Origin of the sequence: Halomonas sp. (assembly GCF_014859505.1) — a bacterium.
Lineage (GTDB): Bacteria > Pseudomonadota > Gammaproteobacteria > Pseudomonadales > Halomonadaceae > Halomonas.
Genome location: NZ_JACUUD010000005.1, coordinates 18,789 through 38,475 on the forward strand (window position 1 = coordinate 18,789; position 19,687 = coordinate 38,475).

Annotated in this window: 20 protein-coding genes; 12 read left to right on the forward strand and 8 right to left on the reverse strand. The window is 70.5% G+C overall.

What is annotated here, in order from left to right:
• Nucleotides 1–47: 47 nt before the first annotated feature.
• From IBX53_RS01415 to IBX53_RS01430, 4 genes are all read left to right on the forward strand, one after another.
• Nucleotides 48–626 (forward strand): UPF0149 family protein, encoded by a 579-nt coding sequence (locus IBX53_RS01415; protein ID WP_290904201.1) that lies wholly within the window; start codon nucleotides 48–50, stop codon nucleotides 624–626.
• Nucleotides 627–675: 49 nt separating this feature from the next.
• Nucleotides 676–2,013, forward strand: coding sequence for a Xaa-Pro aminopeptidase (gene pepP, locus IBX53_RS01420; RefSeq protein ID WP_290904204.1), 1,338 nt, complete (start codon nucleotides 676–678; stop codon nucleotides 2,011–2,013).
• A gap of 152 nt (nucleotides 2,014–2,165) precedes the next feature.
• Nucleotides 2,166–3,353 (forward strand): 2-octaprenyl-6-methoxyphenyl hydroxylase, encoded by a 1,188-nt coding sequence (ubiH, locus tag IBX53_RS01425; RefSeq protein ID WP_290904354.1) that lies wholly within the window; start codon nucleotides 2,166–2,168, stop codon nucleotides 3,351–3,353.
• Nucleotides 3,354–3,379: 26 nt separating this feature from the next.
• Nucleotides 3,380–4,681: a UbiH/UbiF/VisC/COQ6 family ubiquinone biosynthesis hydroxylase gene (locus IBX53_RS01430; protein WP_290904206.1), complete on the forward strand. Its 1,302-nt coding sequence runs from the start codon at nucleotides 3,380–3,382 to the stop codon at nucleotides 4,679–4,681.
• Here IBX53_RS01430 and IBX53_RS01435 read toward each other — a convergent pair.
• The 3 genes from IBX53_RS01435 to gpmI all read right to left on the reverse strand — a co-directional run bounded on the left by IBX53_RS01435 (nucleotide 4,678) and on the right by gpmI (nucleotide 8,821).
• A complete protein-coding gene (locus tag IBX53_RS01435; RefSeq protein WP_290904210.1) occupies nucleotides 4,678–5,973 on the reverse strand; it encodes a S41 family peptidase in 1,296 nt (431 codons plus the stop codon). The genes IBX53_RS01430 and IBX53_RS01435 overlap by 4 nt on opposite strands.
• Nucleotides 5,974–6,047: 74 nt before the next feature.
• Nucleotides 6,048–7,208, reverse strand: a complete 1,161-nt coding sequence (locus IBX53_RS01440) for a peptidoglycan DD-metalloendopeptidase family protein (protein ID WP_290904213.1) — start codon at nucleotides 7,206–7,208, stop codon at nucleotides 6,048–6,050.
• A 14-nt stretch (nucleotides 7,209–7,222) separates the two neighbouring features.
• Complete coding sequence (gene gpmI / locus IBX53_RS01445; RefSeq protein WP_290904216.1) at nucleotides 7,223–8,821, reverse strand: 2,3-bisphosphoglycerate-independent phosphoglycerate mutase; 1,599 nt, start codon at nucleotides 8,819–8,821, stop codon at nucleotides 7,223–7,225.
• Between the two features lie 273 nt (nucleotides 8,822–9,094).
• On the opposite strand from gpmI, the gene IBX53_RS01450 reads away from it, so the two are divergent.
• The 8 genes from IBX53_RS01450 to ruvX all read left to right on the forward strand — a co-directional run bounded on the left by IBX53_RS01450 (nucleotide 9,095) and on the right by ruvX (nucleotide 14,630).
• Nucleotides 9,095–9,517, forward strand: coding sequence for a rhodanese-like domain-containing protein (locus tag IBX53_RS01450; RefSeq protein WP_290904219.1), 423 nt, complete (start codon nucleotides 9,095–9,097; stop codon nucleotides 9,515–9,517).
• Nucleotides 9,518–9,565: 48 nt separating this feature from the next.
• Nucleotides 9,566–10,081, forward strand: coding sequence for a protein-export chaperone SecB (gene secB, locus IBX53_RS01455; RefSeq protein WP_290904221.1), 516 nt, complete (start codon nucleotides 9,566–9,568; stop codon nucleotides 10,079–10,081).
• Nucleotides 10,082–10,105: 24 nt separating this feature from the next.
• On the forward strand, nucleotides 10,106–10,855 hold the full coding sequence (locus IBX53_RS01460) for a 16S rRNA (uracil(1498)-N(3))-methyltransferase (protein ID WP_290904225.1): 750 nt from the start codon (nucleotides 10,106–10,108) through the stop codon (nucleotides 10,853–10,855).
• A gap of 28 nt (nucleotides 10,856–10,883) precedes the next feature.
• A complete protein-coding gene (locus IBX53_RS01465) occupies nucleotides 10,884–11,588 on the forward strand; it encodes a S1-like domain-containing RNA-binding protein (RefSeq protein ID WP_290904229.1) in 705 nt (234 codons plus the stop codon).
• A 67-nt stretch (nucleotides 11,589–11,655) separates the two neighbouring features.
• Nucleotides 11,656–12,624 (forward strand): glutathione synthase, encoded by a 969-nt coding sequence (gene gshB, locus IBX53_RS01470; RefSeq protein WP_290904232.1) that lies wholly within the window; start codon nucleotides 11,656–11,658, stop codon nucleotides 12,622–12,624.
• 23 nt (nucleotides 12,625–12,647) lie between these two features.
• Entirely contained in the window at nucleotides 12,648–13,571 is a 924-nt protein-coding gene (locus IBX53_RS01475; protein WP_290904235.1) for a TonB family protein, read from the forward strand.
• Between the two features lie 18 nt (nucleotides 13,572–13,589).
• Nucleotides 13,590–14,153: a YqgE/AlgH family protein gene (locus IBX53_RS01480; protein ID WP_290904238.1), complete on the forward strand. Its 564-nt coding sequence runs from the start codon at nucleotides 13,590–13,592 to the stop codon at nucleotides 14,151–14,153.
• Between the two features lie 33 nt (nucleotides 14,154–14,186).
• The gene (gene ruvX / locus IBX53_RS01485; RefSeq protein ID WP_290904240.1) at nucleotides 14,187–14,630 is read left to right on the forward strand and encodes a Holliday junction resolvase RuvX; all 444 of its coding nucleotides are present in this window, start codon (nucleotides 14,187–14,189) and stop codon (nucleotides 14,628–14,630) included.
• Nucleotides 14,631–14,639: 9 nt separating this feature from the next.
• On the opposite strand, the gene IBX53_RS01490 is transcribed toward ruvX, so the two are convergent.
• From IBX53_RS01490 to serA, 5 genes are all read right to left on the reverse strand, one after another.
• Nucleotides 14,640–15,269, reverse strand: coding sequence for a hypothetical protein (locus IBX53_RS01490; protein WP_290904245.1), 630 nt, complete (start codon nucleotides 15,267–15,269; stop codon nucleotides 14,640–14,642).
• A 65-nt stretch (nucleotides 15,270–15,334) separates the two neighbouring features.
• The gene (locus IBX53_RS01495; protein ID WP_290904248.1) at nucleotides 15,335–16,363 is read right to left on the reverse strand and encodes an aspartate carbamoyltransferase; all 1,029 of its coding nucleotides are present in this window, start codon (nucleotides 16,361–16,363) and stop codon (nucleotides 15,335–15,337) included.
• A gap of 78 nt (nucleotides 16,364–16,441) precedes the next feature.
• On the reverse strand, nucleotides 16,442–17,269 hold the full coding sequence (locus tag IBX53_RS01500) for an IclR family transcriptional regulator C-terminal domain-containing protein (protein ID WP_290904253.1): 828 nt from the start codon (nucleotides 17,267–17,269) through the stop codon (nucleotides 16,442–16,444).
• A gap of 106 nt (nucleotides 17,270–17,375) precedes the next feature.
• Nucleotides 17,376–18,161, reverse strand: coding sequence for an enoyl-CoA hydratase (locus tag IBX53_RS01505; RefSeq protein WP_290904256.1), 786 nt, complete (start codon nucleotides 18,159–18,161; stop codon nucleotides 17,376–17,378).
• Between the two features lie 169 nt (nucleotides 18,162–18,330).
• Complete coding sequence (gene serA, locus IBX53_RS01510) at nucleotides 18,331–19,581, reverse strand: phosphoglycerate dehydrogenase (RefSeq protein ID WP_290904258.1); 1,251 nt, start codon at nucleotides 19,579–19,581, stop codon at nucleotides 18,331–18,333.
• Nucleotides 19,582–19,687 lie beyond the last annotated feature (106 nt).

Sequence of the window (19,687 nt, forward strand, 5' to 3'; positions counted from 1 at the left end):
GCCCTCGGCGAGGCCCTTTCATGCCCGCACCCGTCACGGATCTTCACATGTCACTGATCAACGAACGCCAGGACTTCTCCACCATCGCCGATCTCTTCCTGCTTCACGGCAGCATGCAGTCGCCGGCCTTTCTCGATGGCCGCCTGTGCGCCGGCCTGGCCATGCACGGCCTCTCCGCCGAGGCATGGCTCGAGGAGGTCTGTCTGGCCCTGAGCATCGAGCAGCCCCGCGACGAGCCCAGTGCCGAACGCTTCCTGGGCTGGCGGCGCCAGGCCCTCGACGCCCTGGCCGGCAGCGAGCTCGGCTTCGAGCCGCTGCTGCCCGACGACCTCTTCTCCCTGGCCGAGCGCGCCCGGGGGCTCCAGGAGTGGACCCTGGGCTTCCTGGAGGTGGTCAGGGACGCCGGTGAAGGCCCCCGCGATGGCTGGTCGCCTGCCCTGCGCGAAGCCCTGGACGATCTGGAGGGGGTCGCCGCCATGGAGGTCGAGCTCGAGGAGAGCGCCGAGAACGAGGGGGACCTCTTCGCCCTCACCGAACATGTCCGCATGGCCGCCATGCTGCTCTACACCGAGCAGCATCCCGGCAGGCCCCAGGTCGAGGATGCCGGGAACGACACCCGCCACTGACCCTGTGCCTGCCTGAGCCCAGCCGCCGACCGAACCCAGAGGAGCCTCCATGTTGCCCGAGATCCTGCCCCGCCCCGCCCCCATCACCAACGACGAGTACCTGACGCGGCGCCGCGCCCTGATGGCGGCACTGCCCGCCGACAGCGCCGTGCTGCTGCCCGGCGCCTCCCTGGTCACCCGCTCCCGGGACAGCGAGTTTCCCTTCCGCCAGGACAGCGACTTCCACTACCTGACGGGATTCCCGGAGCCCGACGCCCTGCTGGTGCTGCTGCCGGGGCGCCCCGAGGGCGAGTGCGTGCTGTTCTGCCAGGATCGCCATCCGCTGATGGAGGCCTGGACCGGCATCCGGCTGGGTGCCGAGGGGGCGGTGCGCGAGCACGCGGTGGACCAGGCCTTCGAGAACGCCGAGCGCGACGAGCGGCTCGAGGCGATGCTGGACGGCCGCCGCACCCTCTACCTGCCCCTGAACAGCCCCGAGGCCATGGCCATCGCCGAGGAGGTACGCAGCGCCCTGACGGCCAGGGTCCGCCATGGCGCCTCGCCCCCGACGGCGTTGGCGGACGTGGCGCCGCTGCTTCACGAGGCGCGGCTGATCAAGAGCGAGGCGGAGCTTTCGCTGCTGCGCCATGCCGCGCAGATCTCCGCCAGGGCCCATCTGCGGGCCATGCGGGCGGCGCGCCCGGGGCTCAGCGAGTATCACCTCCAGGCCGAGCTGGAGCACGAGTTCCACTGGCAGGGGGGCAGCGGGCCGGCCTACGCCAGCATCGTCGGTGGCGGCGCCAATGCCTGTGTGCTGCACTATATCGAGAATCGCGGTCTACTGAGAGACGGCGAACTGGTGCTGATCGACGCTGGTGCCGAGTTCGACCTCTATGCCGGCGACATCACCCGTACCTTCCCGGTGAACGGCCGCTTCAGCGAGGCCCAGCGGGCCCTCTACGCCCTGGTGCTGGAGGTTCAGGAGCGGGCCGTGGCGGCGATCGCGCCCGGGGTGACCCTGGTCGAGCTCCATGACGGCGTGGTTCGGGGCCTGACCGAGGGGCTGGTCGGCCTGGGGCTGCTCGAGGGCGAGGTGCAGGCGCGTATCGATGACGAGAGCTACCGGCGTTTCTACCTGCACTCCACCTCCCACTGGCTGGGGCTCGACGTCCATGACGTGGGGGCCTATCGCCAGGCGGGTGAGCCACGCCCCCTGGCGCCGGGCATGGTGCTGACCGTGGAGCCCGGCCTCTATATCCCCGCCGATGATGACATCCCCGCGGCCTTTCGCGGCATCGGTATCCGTATCGAGGACGATGTGGCGGTCACCGCCAGCGGGCACGAGGTGCTCACCGCCGGCGTGCCCAAGGGGGTCGACGAGATCGAGGCGCTGATGGCGGAGAAGTGATCGCTCCATCAGGCGATGAATTCACCGTTATGTAAATTACATTACGCAATATCCTGTCCGGAGGTGCCGTGAACCAACCCCGATCCTCTGCCCGCCCTGGCCGGGCGAGCGAACCCGAGACCGCCCCGGGCGGCGCCCGGACCCCGCGCCGTGTGGATATCGCCATCGTCGGCGGCGGCCTGGTGGGGGCCAGCCTGGCCTGCGCCCTGGCGCCGCTGATCGAGCGGGCCGGCCTGTCGGTCGCGGTCATCGAGGCCGCCCCCCTTCTCGAGGGAACCGATGCCCCCTTCCAGCCCAGCTTCGATGCCCGGGCCAGCGCCATCGCCCAGGGATCGGCAGACCACTTCGCCGACATGGGGCTGTGGCAGGCCATGGCGGAGCATGCCGCGCCCATCCGGCGCATCCACATCAGCGAGCGCGGCCGCTTCGGCGCCACCCGGCTCTCAGGCGAGGAGCTGGGAGTGGCGGCCCTGGGGCATGTGATCCCCAACGGCTGGATGGGCCGGGTGCTGCACCGTCGCCTGGCCGAGCTGCCGATCGCCTGGCACTGCCCGGCCAGGGTCGAGGAGATCGTGCCGGTGGCGAATGGCCACGCCCTCACCCTCTCGGATGGGAAACGCCTCGGGGTCGGGCTCACCGTGCTGGCCGACGGCGGCCGCTCGGGGCTCAAGGAGCGGCTCGGCATCGAGAGCGACCGTCACCCCTATGACCAGGTGGCGCTGATCGCCAGCGTCGAGCTGAGCCGGCCCCACGGTGGCGAGGCCTGGGAGCGCTTCACCGCCGAGGGCCCCATCGCCCTGCTGCCGCTGAGTGGCCAGGCCATGGAACTGGTCTGGACTCATCCGCTGGGGGCGGAGCAGCGTCGAATGGCCCTCGGCGACGGCGACTTCCTGGCCGAGCTGCAGCGGGCCTTCGGTGACCGCGCCGGCCGCTTTCGCCGGGTGGGCAGTCGCCATGCCTATCCGCTCAGCCTGGTGACCGCTCGGGAGACCACGCGCCCGGGCCTGGCGGTGCTGGGCAACGCGGCCCATGCGCTGCATCCGGTGGCAGGGCAGGGCTTCAACCTGGCGCTGCGCGGGGTGATGGACCTGGTGACCGCCATGCAGGCCGGGCGGGAGCGCGGCGAGGCGCCGGGCAGCGCCGGGGTGCTGGCCGACTTCGAGGCGCGCCGCCACGCCGACCGCCGCAACGTGATTCGCTTCAGCGATGGCCTGGTGCGGCTGTTCGGCATCGACAGCGCGCTGCTCTCCCGTGCACGTGCGGCGGGGCTGGTCGGCCTCAATCTGGCCGGCCCGCTGCGCCGGGGCCTGGCACGGCGCGCCATGGGCCTGGAGCGCTAGAGAAAAACCATGATGAGGACGCGACCATGAGTGCAGCGAGCGAGAGCAGGTCGATAGAACAGGCGGCGGAACCTGGCGAGACCCTCGAGCGGCCGGCGGGCATCGAGGAGCGCTCGGAGGTGGTGGTGGTCGGCGCAGGCATGGTGGGTGCGGCCCTGGCCTGCCTGTTGGGCGGGGCGGGTGTCGAGGTGACCCTGGTGGATGCCCGCGAGTCGCTGCTGGACCCCGAAGCGGTGGGTCGTGGGCAGCCTGGCATGCGGGTCAGCGCGCTGACACCGGTCTCCCAGCGGCTGCTGGAACGGCTTGGCGTCTGGGAGTGGATGGCGGCGCGGCGAGTGAGCCCCTACCGCCACATGCAGGTGTGGGACGCCGAGGGCAGCGGCGAGGTGAGCTTCTCCTCCGAGCAGGCCGGGGTGGCGAAGCTGGGCCATATCGTCGAGAACGACGTGACCCAGGCGGCACTGGAGCAGCGACTGGTGTCGCTGCCTTCGGTGCGGCTGCTGCTGGGAGCCCGGGTGACCGCGCTGGAAGCGACCGACGGCCGTCGCTACCTGCGCCTGGCGGATGGCCGCCGACTGGTGGCGCCCCTGGTGGTGGCCGCCGATGGGGCGCGCTCGCCGCTGCGCGAGCTCGCCGGCATCGAGACCCGCGAGCGCGACACGGGCCACCGGGCGGTGGTAACCACGGTGAAGGTCGAACGGCCCCACGGCGAAGTGGCCCGCCAGGCCTTCCTGCCCACCGGCCCCCTGGCCTTCCTGCCGCTGCGCATTGACGGTGAGCGTCATCACTGCTCCATCGTCTGGTCCACCTCGCCGGAGGAGGCCGAGCGCCTGATGGGTCTTGCGCCCGAGGCGCTGGGGAATGAGCTGGCCGGGGGCATCGACCATCGCCTCGGCGAGGTGACGGTGGTGGACAGGGCAGTGGCCTTTCCGCTGGTGCAGCGCCATGCGCAGCGATACGTGCTGCCGGGCCTGGCGCTGGTGGGGGATGCCGCGCACAGCATTCACCCCCTGGCTGGCCAGGGGGTGAATCTGGGGCTGATGGATGCGGCCGTGCTGGCGGAGGAGCTGCTGGCGGCACGCAGCCGAGGCGTGTCGCTGGGTGACGAACGCTGGCTGGCCCGCTACGCACGGCGCCGGCGCGGCGACAACGCCGGCATGCTGGCACTGATGGACGGCTTCCGGCTGCTGTTCGGCGCGAGCCACCCGGCACTGGCCTTGGCGCGCAACCTGGGGCTGGGGGCCGTGGATCGCCTCACCCCGCTCAAGCGCCTGATGATGCAGCAGGCCATCGGCCATCGGGGGCGACTGCCGGCCTCCTGTCGCTAGCGCCTGCTCAGCACGTTGAGCGCCTTGAGCAGGTTGAGCGCCTCGCCGAGTTGGTAGTCCTCGCGCAGGCGTTCGCTCAGCTCGGCGCGCTCCCGCGGCGCCTCCCGCGATCGAAGATGCCCCTCGAGGTCCGCCTCGCGCACCTCGCGGCCCGTCTCCGTCACCTCCACCCGGCCGCGCACCACCTCCACGTCGGGCTCGATGCCCCGGGCCTGGATCGAGCGGCCGTTGGGGGTGTAGTAGAGCGCCGTGGTGAGCTTGAGCCCCTCGCCATTGCCCAGCGGCATGATCTGCTGCACCGAGCCCTTGCCGAAGCTTTCGGTGCCCATCACCACCGCGCGGCGCTGGTCCTGCAGGGCGCCGGCGACGATCTCCGCCGCCGAGGCGCTGCCGCCGTTGATCAGTACCACCAGGGGCACCTCCGGCGCGGCGCTGCCCGGGCTGGCGCTGAACTGCATCTCGGTGTCCGACAGGCGCCCCTCGGTATAGACGATCAGCCCGTCGTCGAGGAAGGCGTCGGCCACGGCCACGGCGGCCTGCAGTACTCCGCCGGGGTTGTTGCGCAGGTCGAGCACCAGGCCGCTCAGCGGGGCGTCGCGCTCCAGGCGGCGGAGCTGCTCGCTGACCTGGTCGCCGGTGCGGGTCTGGAACTGGCTGATCCGTAGGTAGCCGTAGCCCGGTTCCAGCAGTTCGCTGCGCACGCTCTCGGTACGGATCGCCTCGCGGGTCAGGGTGACGGTGCGCGGTGAGCTCTCGCCGCGGCGCAGGATGGTGAGCTCGATGCGGGTGCCCGGCTCGCCGCGCATCAGATTGACCGCTTCCTGCAGCGAGAGACCCTCGGTGGGCGTGTCGTCGATGCGCAGGATCTGGTCACGGGCCTGCAGCCCGGCCCGGGAGGCCGGGGTGTCATCGATGGGGGTGATCACCGTCAATTGGCCGTCCTCCAGCCCCACCTCGATGCCGACTCCGCCGAACTCGCCCTGGGTCGATTCGCGCAGGCTCTGGAACGCCTCCCGGTCCAGAAAGGTGGAGTGGGGGTCGAGCTCGCTGAGCATGCCGCGCATGGCGTTGCGCAGCAGGGTGGCGTCGTCCACCTCCTCCACATAGGCGCGCTTGATGCGCTCGAACACCTCGGCGAAGGTCTGGATCTCCTCGATTGGCAGGTCGTCGTTCACCGCGCCGATGGCGGGAAGGGGGAGCGCCAGGAGGGCGACGGGCAGCAGCGAGGCCAGCAGGCGTCGCGGCGAGAGGGCGAGGCCGGCCCTGCCAGGCATGGGAAGCGCTGGGGTCATGCGATCTCCGCTGTTCCGGGACGGTGGAGTCCCAGCATAGCCCGCCGGCCCCGGGCAGGGAAATAGCGTGCCCCTCAGCGCGCGGCGATCCACGCCTGGGGATCGATGGGATCACCGCCGCGGCGCACCTCGAAGTAGAGCGCCGGGCGCTGGTGGCCGCCGCTGGTGCCCACCGCGCCCAGCACGTCATCCCGGGAGACCGCCTGCCCCACCTGCACGGCGAAGTGCTGCAGATGGGCGTGAAGGGTCATCACCTGGTCGCCATGGTCGATGATCAGCAGGTTGCCGAAGCCGCGCATCCAGTCGGCGAACACCACCCGGCCGGCGTGCACCGCCCGGATCGGCGTGCCCTCGGCGGCCTGGATCAGGATGCCGTTGCGGTGTACGCCGTCGCCGGCACGGAAGCGCGAGGCGACGCTGCCCTGCACCGGCCAGGGCAGGTCGCCCCGGGTCTGCTCGATGGCGGTGGAGGGGGGCGGGCGCTCGAGCCTGGCCAGCTCCTCCTGTACCTGGCGCAGCACCCGCTCGGCCTCGGTGCGGTCCTGCTCCAGCGCCGTCAGGCGGGCCTGCTCGCTGGCGTGGCGGCCGTCCAGGTCGGCCACCAGCGCAGCGCGCTCGCGCATCTGGATGGCCAGGTCGCTGGAGCGCTCGGCGAGCTCCGCGGCCAGGGCGTCCAGGCGCTCGCCGCGGGCCTCGAGCTCACGCCGGGTCTCGCCAAGGGCGGTATCGAGCCTCGCCAGCTCATCGAGGCGCGCGTTGCGGGCCCGGGAGAGCTGGTTGAGGTAGTGCTGCAGGCGGTCGAGGCGGGCGGGGTCGTCCTGGTTGAGCAGCAGCTTGAGCTGGGGGCTCCGGCCCAGGCGGTAGAGGGCATCGAGCTGGAGGCTCAGGGCCTCGACCTGATCGGCGCGCTCCGCCTCCAGCAGGTCGCGGTGCCGCTCCAGGGTGGCGATCTCGTCGCCGAGTTCACTGCGCTCGCCCTGCAGGAGGTCGAGGCGACGATGGGTCTCGGCCAGGGCGGTCTCCACCCGGCGCAGCCCCTCGCTGGCCTCCGCCTGGGCCTCTCGCGTGGTGGAGAGGCGTCGCGCGGCGCCCTGGATCTCGCTGCCGATGGCGTCGAGGCGTTCCTGAGCCGCCCGCTCGCTGGGCTGGGCGGCCAGCGGCGCGGCCAGACAGAGTGCCAGCAGCGCCAAAACGAGCCGGCCTGCCCGCCGGGGCAGGCGGCGTGGGCTGGCCATGGGGCCGACCCGCTTCAGGAGGCCGTGTCGAAATCGACCAGCACCCGCCCGGTCATCTCCTCCGGCACCGGCTGGTCCATCAGGGTCAGCAGGGTCGGGGCGATGTCGCACAGGCTGCCGTCGTCCTCCAGCCGCGCCGGGCGCGGACCCACGTAGACCAGCGGTACCTCGAAGGTGGTGTGGGCGGTCTGGGGGTTGCCGGTCTCCGGGTTGACCATCTGCTCGGCGTTGCCGTGGTCGGCGGTGACCAGGCAGGCACCGCCCACCTTCTCGATCGCCTCCACCACGCGGCCCACGCAGCCGTCCACCGTCTCGATGGCCTTCACCGCGGCGTCGAAGTCACCGGTGTGGCCGACCATGTCGCCGTTGGCGTAGTTGCAGACGATCAGGTCGTAGTCGCCGGACTCGATGGCCGCCACCAGGCGGTCGGTGACCTCTACGGCGCTCATCTCCGGCTTCTCGTCGTAGGTCCTGACCTCCTGGGGGGAGGGCACCAGGATCCGGGTCTCGCCCTGGTACTCGGCCTCGCGGCCGCCGGAGAAGAAGAAGGTGACGTGGGCGTACTTCTCGGTCTCGGCGATGCGCAGCTGGGTCAGGCCGCGGCGCTCCATCACCTCGCCCAGGGTGTTGGTGAGCGCCCCCGGCGGGAAGGCCGCGGGGGCGGGAATGTCGGCGGCATACTGGGTCAGCATCACCAGGCCGTCGGCGGCGAGGCGCGGGCAGACGCGGCGCTCGAAGCCGCCGAAGGCGTCCTCGACGAAGGCGCGGGTCAGCTCCCGGGCGCGGTCGGCACGGAAGTTCATGAAGATGGCGGCGTCGCCGTCCTCGAGCACCACCGGCACGCCGGTGGGGCGGATGCTGGTGGCGGCCACGAACTCGTCGGTCTCGCCGCGCTCGTAGGCGGCGCGCAGGCCCTCCTCGGCGCTCACCGCCTTGAACTCGCCGACGCCCTCGGTGAGCAGGCGGTAGGCCTTCTCGACGCGATCCCAGCGGTTGTCGCGGTCCATGGCGTAGTAGCGGCCGATGAGGGAGGCGACGAAGCCGTTGTCGGCGCCGACCAGCTCGGAGAGGCGCTCGTTGGAGCGCTCGATGGAGGCCAGGGCGCTCTTGGGCGGCATGTCGCGACCGTCCAGGAAGCCGTGGAAGAAGATGCGCTGCGCGCCGCGGCGGGCGGCCAGCTCGGCCATGGCGATGAAGTGGTCGTCGTGGCTGTGCACGCCGCCCGGGGAGAGCAGGCCCAGCAGGTGCACCGCCCGGCCCGCCGCCACGGCGGCATCGATGGGCGCGGTCAGGGCGTCGATGAGATCCAGGTCGCCCTCCTCGATCGCCTTGGTGATGCGGGTGAAGTCCTGGTACACCACGCGGCCGGCGCCGAGGTTCATGTGGCCCACCTCGGAGTTGCCCATCTGGCCCTCCGGCAGGCCCACGTGGCGGCCGTCGGTGTGGATCAGGGTCGCCGGATGCTCCTGCTGCAGGCGATCCATCACCGGGGTGCGGGCGGCCAGCACGGCGTTGTGGGCGGCGTCCGGGTTATGGCCGTAGCCGTCCAGGATGATCAGGGCGACAGGGCGTGGCGCGCTCTGGTTTGCGGGCTGGCTGGCGGGATTCGTCATGGGGCTGTCCTCGAAGCGTGGCTGGCGACACCTTAATGCCCTGGCCGGCTCGCGGCGCAGGTGCGGTACCGGGGGGCTGCTCCAAAGGGGCCGGCGGAGGAGGGCAGGGTCGCAGCAGGTGGCGGTTTGCGGCATGATATCGCATGGCGCCGCCGGGCGTCATTGCCGGCCTCAGCCCTTGGGACGTCGTGTATACTGAGCGGCGTTCAATCGGCGGGCCTGCCTGGCCTCGGCCTTCCCCTTCGTGCACCGAGACAAGAGTTATCTGGACCCATGATCGATCAGCTGTTTGAATTCGTGCAGAACCACCCGCTGCTGGTGGGCGCCTTCCTCCTGGTGCTGACCGCCTGGATCCTCTACGAGGTCCGCAACAGCAGCGCCAACGGCGTGACCGCCAGCGAGGCGACTCAGCTGATCAACCGCGAGGATGCCGTGGTGGTGGATACCCGCGATGCCGACGCCTTCAAGGCCGGCCATATCGCCGGGGCCCGCAACATCCCCCAGAGCCGCATCGATGAGCGCATGGGCGAGCTCCAGAAGGTCAAGGACAAGCCGATCATCGTGGTCTGCAAGTCCGGCCAGACGGCGGGGATGACCGTGGCCAAGCTGGCCAAGGGCGGCTACCCTCGCGTGCTCAAGCTCAAGGGCGGCATGATGCAGTGGCAGGCCGATGGCCTGCCGGTCGTGCGCAAGTAACCTCACTCATCGCTTCAACTTCGTTCATCGAGTCAAAGGACCATTCCCATGGCGGAAGAGAACAACCAGAGCGCCGCTGCCGGCAACCCGGCGGCCGGCCAGCAGGACAAGCCCCAGCTGCAGTTCTCCGTGCAGCGCATCTACGTCAAGGACATCTCCTTCGAGGCGCCCAACTCGCCGGCGGTCTTCCAGCAGCCCTTCAAGCCCAAGGTCGGCCTGGACCTCAACACCTCCAGCCAGCAGGTGGGCGAGGGCCTGTATGAGGTGGTGATCAAGGTGACCGCCCAGGTGACCCACAGCGAGGAGGGCACCACCTCCTTCCTGGCCGAGATCGAGCAGGCCGGCCTGTTCCGTATCGCCGGCATCGAGGGGGCCCAGCTGGAGCACACCCTGGGCGCCTTCTGCCCCAACGTGCTGTTCCCCTACGCCCGCGAGTGCGTCGACAACCTGGTCAACCGCGGTGGCTTCCCGCCCCTGATGCTGGCGCCGGTCAACTTCGAGGCGATCTTCGCCCAGAAGAAGAAGCGCGAGGCCGAGCAGGCCCAGGCCCAGACCACCCAGTAAGGAAAAGCCGGTGGCCCCGTGGTGATGATAAAGAAAGCACCGCGCATCCACGTCGCCGCCGACTTCATCGTCGGCGGCGACGTCGTTCTGCCCGAGGGCCCGGCCCGGCACGTGGCGCGGGTGCTGCGCCTGGGCGAAGGGGCCGCGCTGTGCCTCTTCGACGGCGCCGGTCAGGAAGCCTGCGCCGTGCTGGTGGAAGCCTCGCGCAAGCGGGTGCTGGCGCGCATCGAGTCCGTCGAAACGGGCGGCGGCGAGTCGCCGCTGGCCGTGCACCTGGGCCAGGCGATCTCCAAGGGCGATCGCATGGACTACGCCATCCAGAAGGCCGTGGAGCTGGGGGTGGCGGCGATCACGCCGCTCTACACCGAGCACGGCGACGTGCGCCTCAGGGGCGAGCGCGAGGCGAAGAAGCTCGCCCACTGGCAGGCGGTGGCGGTCAGCGCCTGCGAGCAGTGTGGCCGCGCGGTGGTGCCGCCGGTGCACCCGCCGCTGGCGCTGGCCGACTGGCTCGCCGAACGCGACGAGGCGCTGCGCCTGGTGCTGCATCCGGCCACCGACGCCCTGGGCGGGCTCGAGCGCGAGGCGGCCCCGGCCGGCGTGGCCCTGCTGATCGGCCCCGAGGGGGGCCTCGCCGAGGGCGAGGTCGAGGCCGCCCGGGCCGCCGGCTTCGCCACGCTCACCCTGGGGCCGCGCATCCTGCGCACCGAGACCGCCCCGGTGGTGGCGCTGAGCCTGCTGCAGTACCGCTTCGGCGACCTGTCACCCTCACCCTAGTCCTTTCCCATCTCCCAGGGAGCCCGTCATGTCCGATTCACGTGAACCGCGCACTCCGCGTCCCGCCGCCGGCCGGCGCTACCGTGCCCCGAAGTGTGCGGTGGGCGAGGTGGCCTACCTGGAGGTGGTTACCGTCAACGAGACCGGCGCCTTCCTCGACTGGGGGCATCCCAAGGACCTGCTGCTGCCCTACGGCGAGCAGCGCTTCCGGCCCAGCGTGGGCAAGCGGGTGCTGGTGAGGATCTACGAGGACCAGCAGGGGCGGCCGGTGGCCTCCCAGAAGCTCGATCGCTTCGTTGCCGACGAGGCCGACGGCCTCGCCCCGGGCGATGAGGTGACCCTGGTGATCGCCGAGCAGACCGATCTCGGCCTCAAGGCGGTGGTTGACCATCGCTGCTGGGGGCTGCTCTATCGCGACGACATCACCCGGCCGCTGCGCCGGGGACAGCGCCTCACCGGTTACGTGAAACGCCTGCGCGAGGATGGCCGCCTGGACCTCTCGCTGCTGCCGCCGGGCGTGGCGCGCCTGGATGTGGTGGGCGAGGCGGTGCTCAAGGCGCTGCGCGAGAGCGGCGGCTATCTGCCGCTGGGCGACAAGAGCGACGCCGCCGAGATCAAGGCGCGGCTGGGGGTGAGCAAGAGTGCCTTCAAGCAGGCCATCGGCCGGCTCTACAAGCGTCGCCTGATCACCCTGGAGGCGACCGGTATCCGGCTGGCGCCCCGCGGGGAGTAGCCTGTTGGTGCGCCCGCGGGCCATGCGGCATACTGGCGTCACTCCCCCTAAGCGGATTTTCGACACCATGAGCGAACGCGCCCTGCAGATCGGCGTGGTGATGGACCCCATCGCCGACATCGCCTACAAGAAGGACACCACCCTGGCCATGCTGTGGGCCGCCCAGGACCGCGGCGCCTCGCTGCACTACCTGGAGCAGGAGGACCTCTTCCTGCGCGACGGCCGCGCCTTCGGCCGGCTGCGCGAGCTGGCCGTGCACCGCGACCCCGCCCACTGGTACGACCTCGGCGAGCCCGAGCCGCGGCCCCTGGCCGAGCTCGACGTGATCCTGATGCGCAAGGACCCGCCGGTGGACGCCCACTTCCTCAACGCCGTGCACCTGCTGGGTTTCGCCGAGCGCGAGGGGGTCCTGGTGGTCAACCCCACCCGGGCGCTGCTCGAGTGCAACGAGAAGCTCTTCGCCCAGCAGTTCCCCCAGTGCTGCACGCCGACCCTGGTCTCCTGCAGCGAACCCGAGTTGCGCGCCTTCCATGCCGAGCACCAGGACGTGATCTACAAGCCCCTGGACGGCATGGGCGGCAGCGGGATCTTCCATGTGGGCCCCGATGGCCGCAACCTCGGTGCCATCATCGAGACCCTCACCGAGCGCGGCCGCCGGCAGATCATGGCTCAGCGCTACATTCCCGAGATCACCGAGGGCGACACCCGCATCCTGCTGGTGGATGGCGAGCCGGTGCCCTATGGCCTCGCCCGAGTGCCCATGGCCGGTGAGACCCGCGGCAACCTGGCCGCCGGCGGCACCGGGGTGAGCCGCGAGCTCACCGAGCGCGACCACTGGCTGATCGGCCAGGTGCAGCCGATGATCCGTGACAAGGGGCTGATGTTCGTCGGCCTCGACGTGATCGGCGACTACATCACCGAGATCAACGTGACGAGCCCCACCTGCGTGCGCGAGATCGACGACCAGCGCGGCACCGATATCGCCGGGCTGCTGCTCGACGCCATCGAGCGCCGGCTCGCCGGGCAGCGGGCCTAGCACACGGAGCCGGGAGACCGCCCATGAGCGCCTTTGTCAGCGATCCCATCCAGTATGCGCCGGTGACCCGGCCCTACCGGCGCTGGCTGGCCTGGTCGCTGGCGCTGCTGCTGCATCTGGCGGTGATCGGCGTGGTGGCCAGCTGGCAGTTCGCCGCTCCCCCGGCGCCGCGCTCGAGCCTCGACGTGGTGCTGGTCACCCGCCCGGCCCAGGCGCCGGTGACGGCCGATGCCATCGCCGAGGCCGATCAGCAGGCCGCCGGTGAACAGCAGGAGGAGGCGCCGGCGGAGTCCCTCGCGGCGCCCATGGAGGAGCTGCCGCCGGTGCAGGAGAGCGTCAGCGACGTGGACCCGGCCACCCCGGCCGAGCCGGAGCAGGCCGCCCGGGTCGAGCCCGAGGCGCTGCCCGACGAACGGGCGCCGCCCGCCGCCGAGAGCGAGCAGGCGCTGGAGACGCCCCCCGAGCCCCGCGAGAGCGCCCCCCAGGCGGCGGATGCCGCCGCCCCGCCCAGCGTCACCGCACCCTCCGCCTCGGGTCGCGACCTGCTTGCCCAGGCCACCCGCAGCATCCGTGAGCAGGGCCTCAGTCCGGAGGCGGCGGGCCCCGCAGGCGACAGCCCGCAGCTGGCCGCCCAGCGCGCCGCCGAGGCGCGCTATATCGACGACTGGACCCGCCGGGTGGAGGACTACGGCAACCGCGTGCATCCGGCGCCGCGCCATCTGCAGGGCCAGCTGCGTATCCGCGTGGTGATCGGCCGTGACGGCGAGCTTCGCCAGGCGGAGGTGGTACAATCCTCGGGACATGCCGAACTCGACCAGGCCGCGCTGGATACCGTGCGCGGAGCCGCTCCCTATCGCCCCTTCGATGCGGGCATGGGCAGCCTGGACAGCCTCTCCATCACCCGCGTCTGGCGGTTCGGCCAAGGCAATCACTACGGCGTGCGATAGGACCCGCCGGGGAGTCTCATGCAACATTTCGGTTTGAAGGACCACTTCCTGTTGGCGATGCCGCACCTGGAAGACCCCAACTTCGCCGGTAGCCTCAGCTATCTGTGCGACCATGACGAGAAGGGCACCATGGGGGTGATCGTCAATCGGCCGCTGGAGCTGACCCTGGAGGCGCTCTTCGAGCAGTTGGAGCTCGGCGGCGAGGAAAGCCCCCATCGAAACGCGCCGGTCTATTACGGCGGGCCGGTGCACAAGGATCGCGGCTTCATCCTGCATCGCGGCATCAGTACCCCCTGGGACTCCAGCATCCAGGTCACCGAGGAGCTGGCCCTGACCACCTCCATGGACATGCTCCAGGCGCTGGCCGCCGGCGAGGGCCCCGATGACTTCCTGGTCTGCCTGGGTTGCGCCGGCTGGGAGGCTGGCCAGCTGGAGCAGGAGATCCTCGACAACGCCTGGCTCACCGTGGAGGGGCGCAGCGATATCCTCTTCGAGGTGCCGCCCGAGCAGCGCCTGGGGGCAGCCGCCGGCATCCTCGGCGTCGACCTCAACCTGATGACCCGCGAGGCGGGGCACTCCTGATGCAGGGGCGTGGGTGATGGAAGGCCAAGCCTGATGGCCAGGGCAGGCGAGCGGCTGGTGCTGGGCTTCGATTTCGGCACCCGGCGCATCGGCGTGGCGGTGGGCAACGAGCTGCTGGCCAGCGCCCGTGAGCTCGCCCCCCTGCCGGCCCGGGACGGGATCCCTGACTGGACCCGGGTGGCGCGGCTGGTGGAGGAGTGGCAGCCCGACCTCTTCGTGGTGGGGCTGCCGCTGACCGCTGCGGGCGAGGAGCAGCCGATGAGTGCCCGCGCCCGCAAGTTCGGCAATCGTCTGTTCGGGCGTTTCGGCGTCCCCTGCGAGATGGTCGACGAGCGCGGCTCCACCGGCGAGGCCAAGGTGATCGCCCGGGCACTCGGGCATCGCGGCAACTACCGGGAGGAGAGCGTCGATGGCATCAGCGCGGTGCTGATCGTCGAGCGCTGGTTCGCCTCCCGGGAAGGGCTGCCTGGCCGCTGAGCGGTAGTCTCAGGCCGGATCGGCCCGGTTGAAGTCATCGACCGAGAGGTCGGTGAACTTCTCCAGGAAGTACACCAGGGTGGCCGGGTGGTGGAAGCGCTCCTCGAAGCTCTCCTGCTGCCCATCGCGGCGGCGCGTGACGCTGGCGCGATACTCGCTGCCCGCCTTCACCACCTGCGCAGTGTCCTCCCGGCCATCCTTGCGCTTCTGCGCCGCGAGCCGTGGCTGCCCCTCCAGCAGTGTCTCCAGCCGTCGACCGGCCTCGAGCTCCTCGGGCGTGGCCCAGTGTGCCTGGTCGCGGTCACCGTAGTGGTACAGAAGCACCGCCAGCAGTGCCGCGAAGACGGCGCTGGTCAGCATCCAGGTCAGGGTGACGCCGTCCAGGGGGGTCGACAGCAGCGCGACCAACTGCACCACTGCTCCTACGGCGAGCGCGACGGCCAGCGGCCGCCACATCCGCGGCCCCATGAAGCCACGCCCCAGGAAGTATCCCCACAGCCCCAGCACCCCCAGCCCCCCCACCACCAGGTGCACCAGGGCCAGGGCAGTGCCGCCGCCGGCGAGCAGGGCGATCACCCCGATCAGCAGCAGCAGGGTATAGAACACCGCCAGAAGGCGGTAGGCGCGTTGCAGGTTCATGTGTCTCTCCTTCGGGACTGATATCAGACATCAAGCATAGGCGAAGCACGCCGAAGCGCATCCCCTCATGGCTCGCGGTCGTCAACGCCTACGCGGGTCGGCACGAACCAGCGCACCGGGCGCAGCTCCTGTTCGATCAGCTCGTCCACCTCGAGCAGGGTGGCGAAGATTGCCATGCGCACCGGAATGCCGTTGTCGGTCTGGCGGAAGATCGCCAGGCGCGGGTCACCGTTGAGGTCCACGTCCAGGTCGTTGGCGTCCGGGCGGCTATCCCGGGGCAGCGGGTGCATGACGAGGGTGTCGCCACCGCAGCGCCGGTCCAGGAAGGCGCGGTCCACGGTGAAGTCCCGCGACAGGCTGAAGCCTTCGCTCATCTCCTCGGTGAAGCGTTCCTTCTGGATGCGGGTGGTGTAGACCACATCCACGTCGCTGAAGTCGTTGGCCAGGCTGTCACGCTGTTCCACGCGGTGGCCGCGGGAGGTCACCAGGTCGACCAGGTGGCCCGGCATCTCCAGCCCCGGCGGGGCCACCAGGGTGATGCGCAGGGGCTCGTAGAGGGAGAGCAGCTTGATCAGCGAGTGCACGGTGCGGCCGTACTTCAGATCGCCGGTCATCAGCACGTGGGCGCCGGCCAGCCGCTTGCCCTGCCGGATGAACTCCTTGTCGATGGTGTAGAAGTCGAGCAGCGCCTGGCTGGGGTGCTCGCCGGGGCCGTCGCCGCCGTTGATCACCGGCACGTTGGTGGCGGCGGCGAACTCCGCCACCGAGCCCAGCTCGGGATGGCGCATCACGATGGCGTCGCAGTAGCCGCTCATCACCCGGCTGGTGTCGTAAAGCGACTCGCCCTTGGCCATGGAGGAGAAGGTGAAGCCGGTGGTGTCACAGACGCTGCCGCCCAGCCGGCAGAAGGCCGCGTTGAAGCTGACACGGGTGCGGGTGCTGGCCTCGAAGAAGAGGTTGCCGAGCACGGCCCCCTCCAGCACGCGGGTGATCTGGCGCCGCTGGGCGATGGGTTCCATGCGGGCAGCGACCCGCATCAGGTGGTCGACATAGTCACGGGTCAGGGAATCGACGGAGAGCAGGTGGGAACTCATCGGCGCGGCCTCGGCTGGCGGGGGAGTGGACGGCCGCTAGTGTACTCCGCCGCGGCGCCGGCTTCACTCGGCCGTGCGTCACCAGGGCGCGGGTGCCTTGCCGCCCAGCCGGGCGGTGATCTCTGCGGCGGTGTCACGCACCAGCGCGCCCAGCTCCAGCAGGCGTGCCTCGGGGATGCGCGCCACGGGCCCGGAGACCGAGATGGCGGCCAGCGGGATGCCGTGCTCGTCGTGGAGGCAGGCGGCCACGCAGTGCAGGCCGATGGCGTGCTCCTCGCGGTCGCAGGCGAAGCCCTGGCGACGGATCTCGGCCAGCCCCGCGCGCAGCGAGTCGGGGGTGTGCAGGGTGTTCTCGGTGACCCGGGCCAGGCCCCGGTCGGCGAGGATGCGCTCGAGCTCGTCGTCGGGCAGCCAGGCCATCAGCGCCTTGCCGACGCCGGAGGCGTGCAGCGGCGCCCGGGAGCCGAGTCGGGTGATCATGCGCATCATCTGCGACGATTCACTCTGGGCCAGGAACACCGCGGTGCCGTCGTCGCGGATGCCCAGGTTGGCGGTCTCGCCGGTCAGGGCGGTGAGGCGGCGCAGGAAGGGGCGGCTGGTGGCCACGAAGTCGCGGGCCTCGAGGAAGCTGTTGCCGATGCGGAAGGTCTTGACGTCGATCTTCCAGACGCCGAGTTCGCTGTCCTGGGTGACGAAGCCCTGGCCCTGCAGCGCCTGAAGCAGGCGATGGGTCGTCGAGGGAGCGAGGTCCGCCTGCTCGGCCAGTTCCGAGAGCGCCAGGCCCCCCGGGCTCGCCGAGAGGCGCTCGAGCAGGTTGAGCCCGCGCACCAGCGATTGGCTGTGGCCGCCGGTGGCCTTCCCCGATCCAGCGGGGCGTCCCGCCGTCCTGCGCTTGACCTCGCTCACCCTCGACTCTCCTCGTGTCGTCTGCCTGCTGTCGGGCACAGGATACCCTGTCGGCCGCGGGCTGTCGCGCCTGCGGAAATCGCTTCCATTCTCCTTGGGCGGTGGCTCAGCGATGTCGCCAGTGGGGTTCACGCTTCTCGATGAAGGCGTCGATGCCCTCGCCGGCATCCTCGGCCATCATGTTGCAGGCCATTACCTCGCCGGCGAAGGCGTAGGCCTCGTCCAGAGGCATCTGCAGCTGGCGCTGGAACATCGCCTTGCCGGTGCGCACCGCCACTGCGCTCTTGGCGCAGATGCTGGCGGTGAGCTCGGCCACGGCGGCGTCGAGGGACTCCTCGTCGGCGATCCGGTTGATCAGCCCCCAGTCCCGCGCCGTCTCGGCGTCGATGAACTCGCCGGTGAGCAGTAGCTCCATGGCGCGCTTGCGGCTGACGTTGCGCGACAGCGCCACTGCCGGGGTGGAGCAGAACAGCCCGGCATTGATGCCGGAGACGGCAAAGCGCGCCGTGCGCGCGGCCACGGCGAGGTCGCAGCTGGCCACCAGCTGGCAGCCGGCGGCGGTGGCGATGCCCTGCACCCGGGCGATCACCGGCACCGGCAGCTCGACGATGGCCTGCATCACCCGGCCGCAGCGGGCGAAGAGCTCCTGGTAGTAGGCCTTGTCGGGATGGGCGCGCATCTGCTTGAGGTCGTGGCCGGCGCAGAAGGCGCGCCCCTCGGCGGCGATCACCACGCAGCGCACGTCGCCGTCATTGGCGAGCCGGCCGAGCTCCTCCTTGAGGGCCACCAGCACCTCCTCGGAGAGGGCGTTGAAGCTCTCCGGGCGGCTGAGGGTCAGGGTGGCCACGCCACCGTCGTCGCGGCGCCGCAGGGGCGGGGTCGAGTCGCTCATCAGGGTCTCCCGGTTGTTGTCGATGTGGAGGCGTCCGCCGCCAGCCTAGCGTGTTCGGCAGAGCGCGTGCACTTCGACCATGGATAGCGGGTCCGTTGCCTTGCCCACCAACGCAAACCGCCGCGTCGAGTGACGCGGCGGCTGGCCTGGCGTGGGCTGGCAAGAGAGGTCAGGCGTCCTGGCCGGTCTGTGAGTAGAGTACCCTCACCTTGAGGGTGTGCTCCACCTGACGCAGGGCGTCCAGGGCCTGGGGCCCATAGGCCTTGTCCACATCGATCACCACGTAGCCGACCTTCTCGTTGGTCTGCAGGTACTGGCCGGCGATGTTGATGCCGTTCTCGGAGAGCACCCGGTTGATCTCGGAGAGCACGCCCGGCACGTTGTCATGGATGTGCAGCAGGCGGTGCTTGTCCGGGTGGCCCGGCAGCGCCACCTCGGGGAAGTTGACCGAGGTGACGGTGGTGCCGTTGTCGGAGTAGGTGATCAGCTTCTCGGAGACCTCGATGCCGATGTTCTCCTGGGCCTCCAGGGTGGAGCCACCGACGTGCGGGGTGAGGATCACGTTGTCCAGGCCGCGCAGCGGGCTCTCGAACTCCTCGTTGTTGCCCTTGGGCTCCACCGGGAAGACATCCACGGCGGCGCCGTTGAGCTTGCCGGCCTGGATCGCCTCGGCCAGGGCCTCGATCACCACCACGGTGCCTCGGGAGGCATTCATCAGGATGGCCCCCTGCTTCATGCGGGCGATCTGTTCGGCCCCGATCATCCACTTGGTGGAGGGCAGTTCCGGCACGTGCAGGCTGACCACGTCGGCGCGGGCCAGCAGCTCGTTCAGGCTGGCCACCTGGCGGGCGTTGCCCATGCCCAGCTTGGCCACCACGTCATAGAAGATGACGTCGAAGCCCAGCGACTCGGCCAGCACCGAGAGCTGCGAGCCGATGCTGCCATAGCCGACAATGCCCAGAGTCTTGCCGCGGGCCTCGTGGGAGTTCTTGGCACTCTTCTGCCAGCCGCCGCGGTGGGCCAGGGCATTCTTCTCGGGGATGCCGCGCAGCAGCATGATCGCCTCGGCCAGCACCAGTTCGGCCACCGAGCGGGTGTTGGAGTAGGGCGCATTGAAGACCGGGATGCCGCGTACCAGCGCCGCGGTGAGGTCGACCTGGTTGGTGCCGATGCAGAAGCAACCCACCGCCACCAGCTTCTCGGCGGCGGCGAAGACGCGCTCGTTGAGCTGGGTGCGGGAGCGAATGCCGATGAAGTGCACGTCGCGGATCTTCTCGATCAGCGCCGCCTCGTCCAGCGAGGTGGGCAGGTGCTCGATGTTCGAGTACCCGGCGTTGCGCAGATTGTCCACCGCGCTCTGGTGGACCCCCTCGAGCAGCAGGACCTTGATCTTGCTCTTGTCCAGGGACGTCTTGGCCATTGTCGAATCAACCCCTTCCGGCGCGAGCCGCATGCAGTGTCAGGTGTGGTAAAGAGGCGATATCCTAGCACAGGCCGGCTATGAGCCAGGATGAAAATGCTGCGCT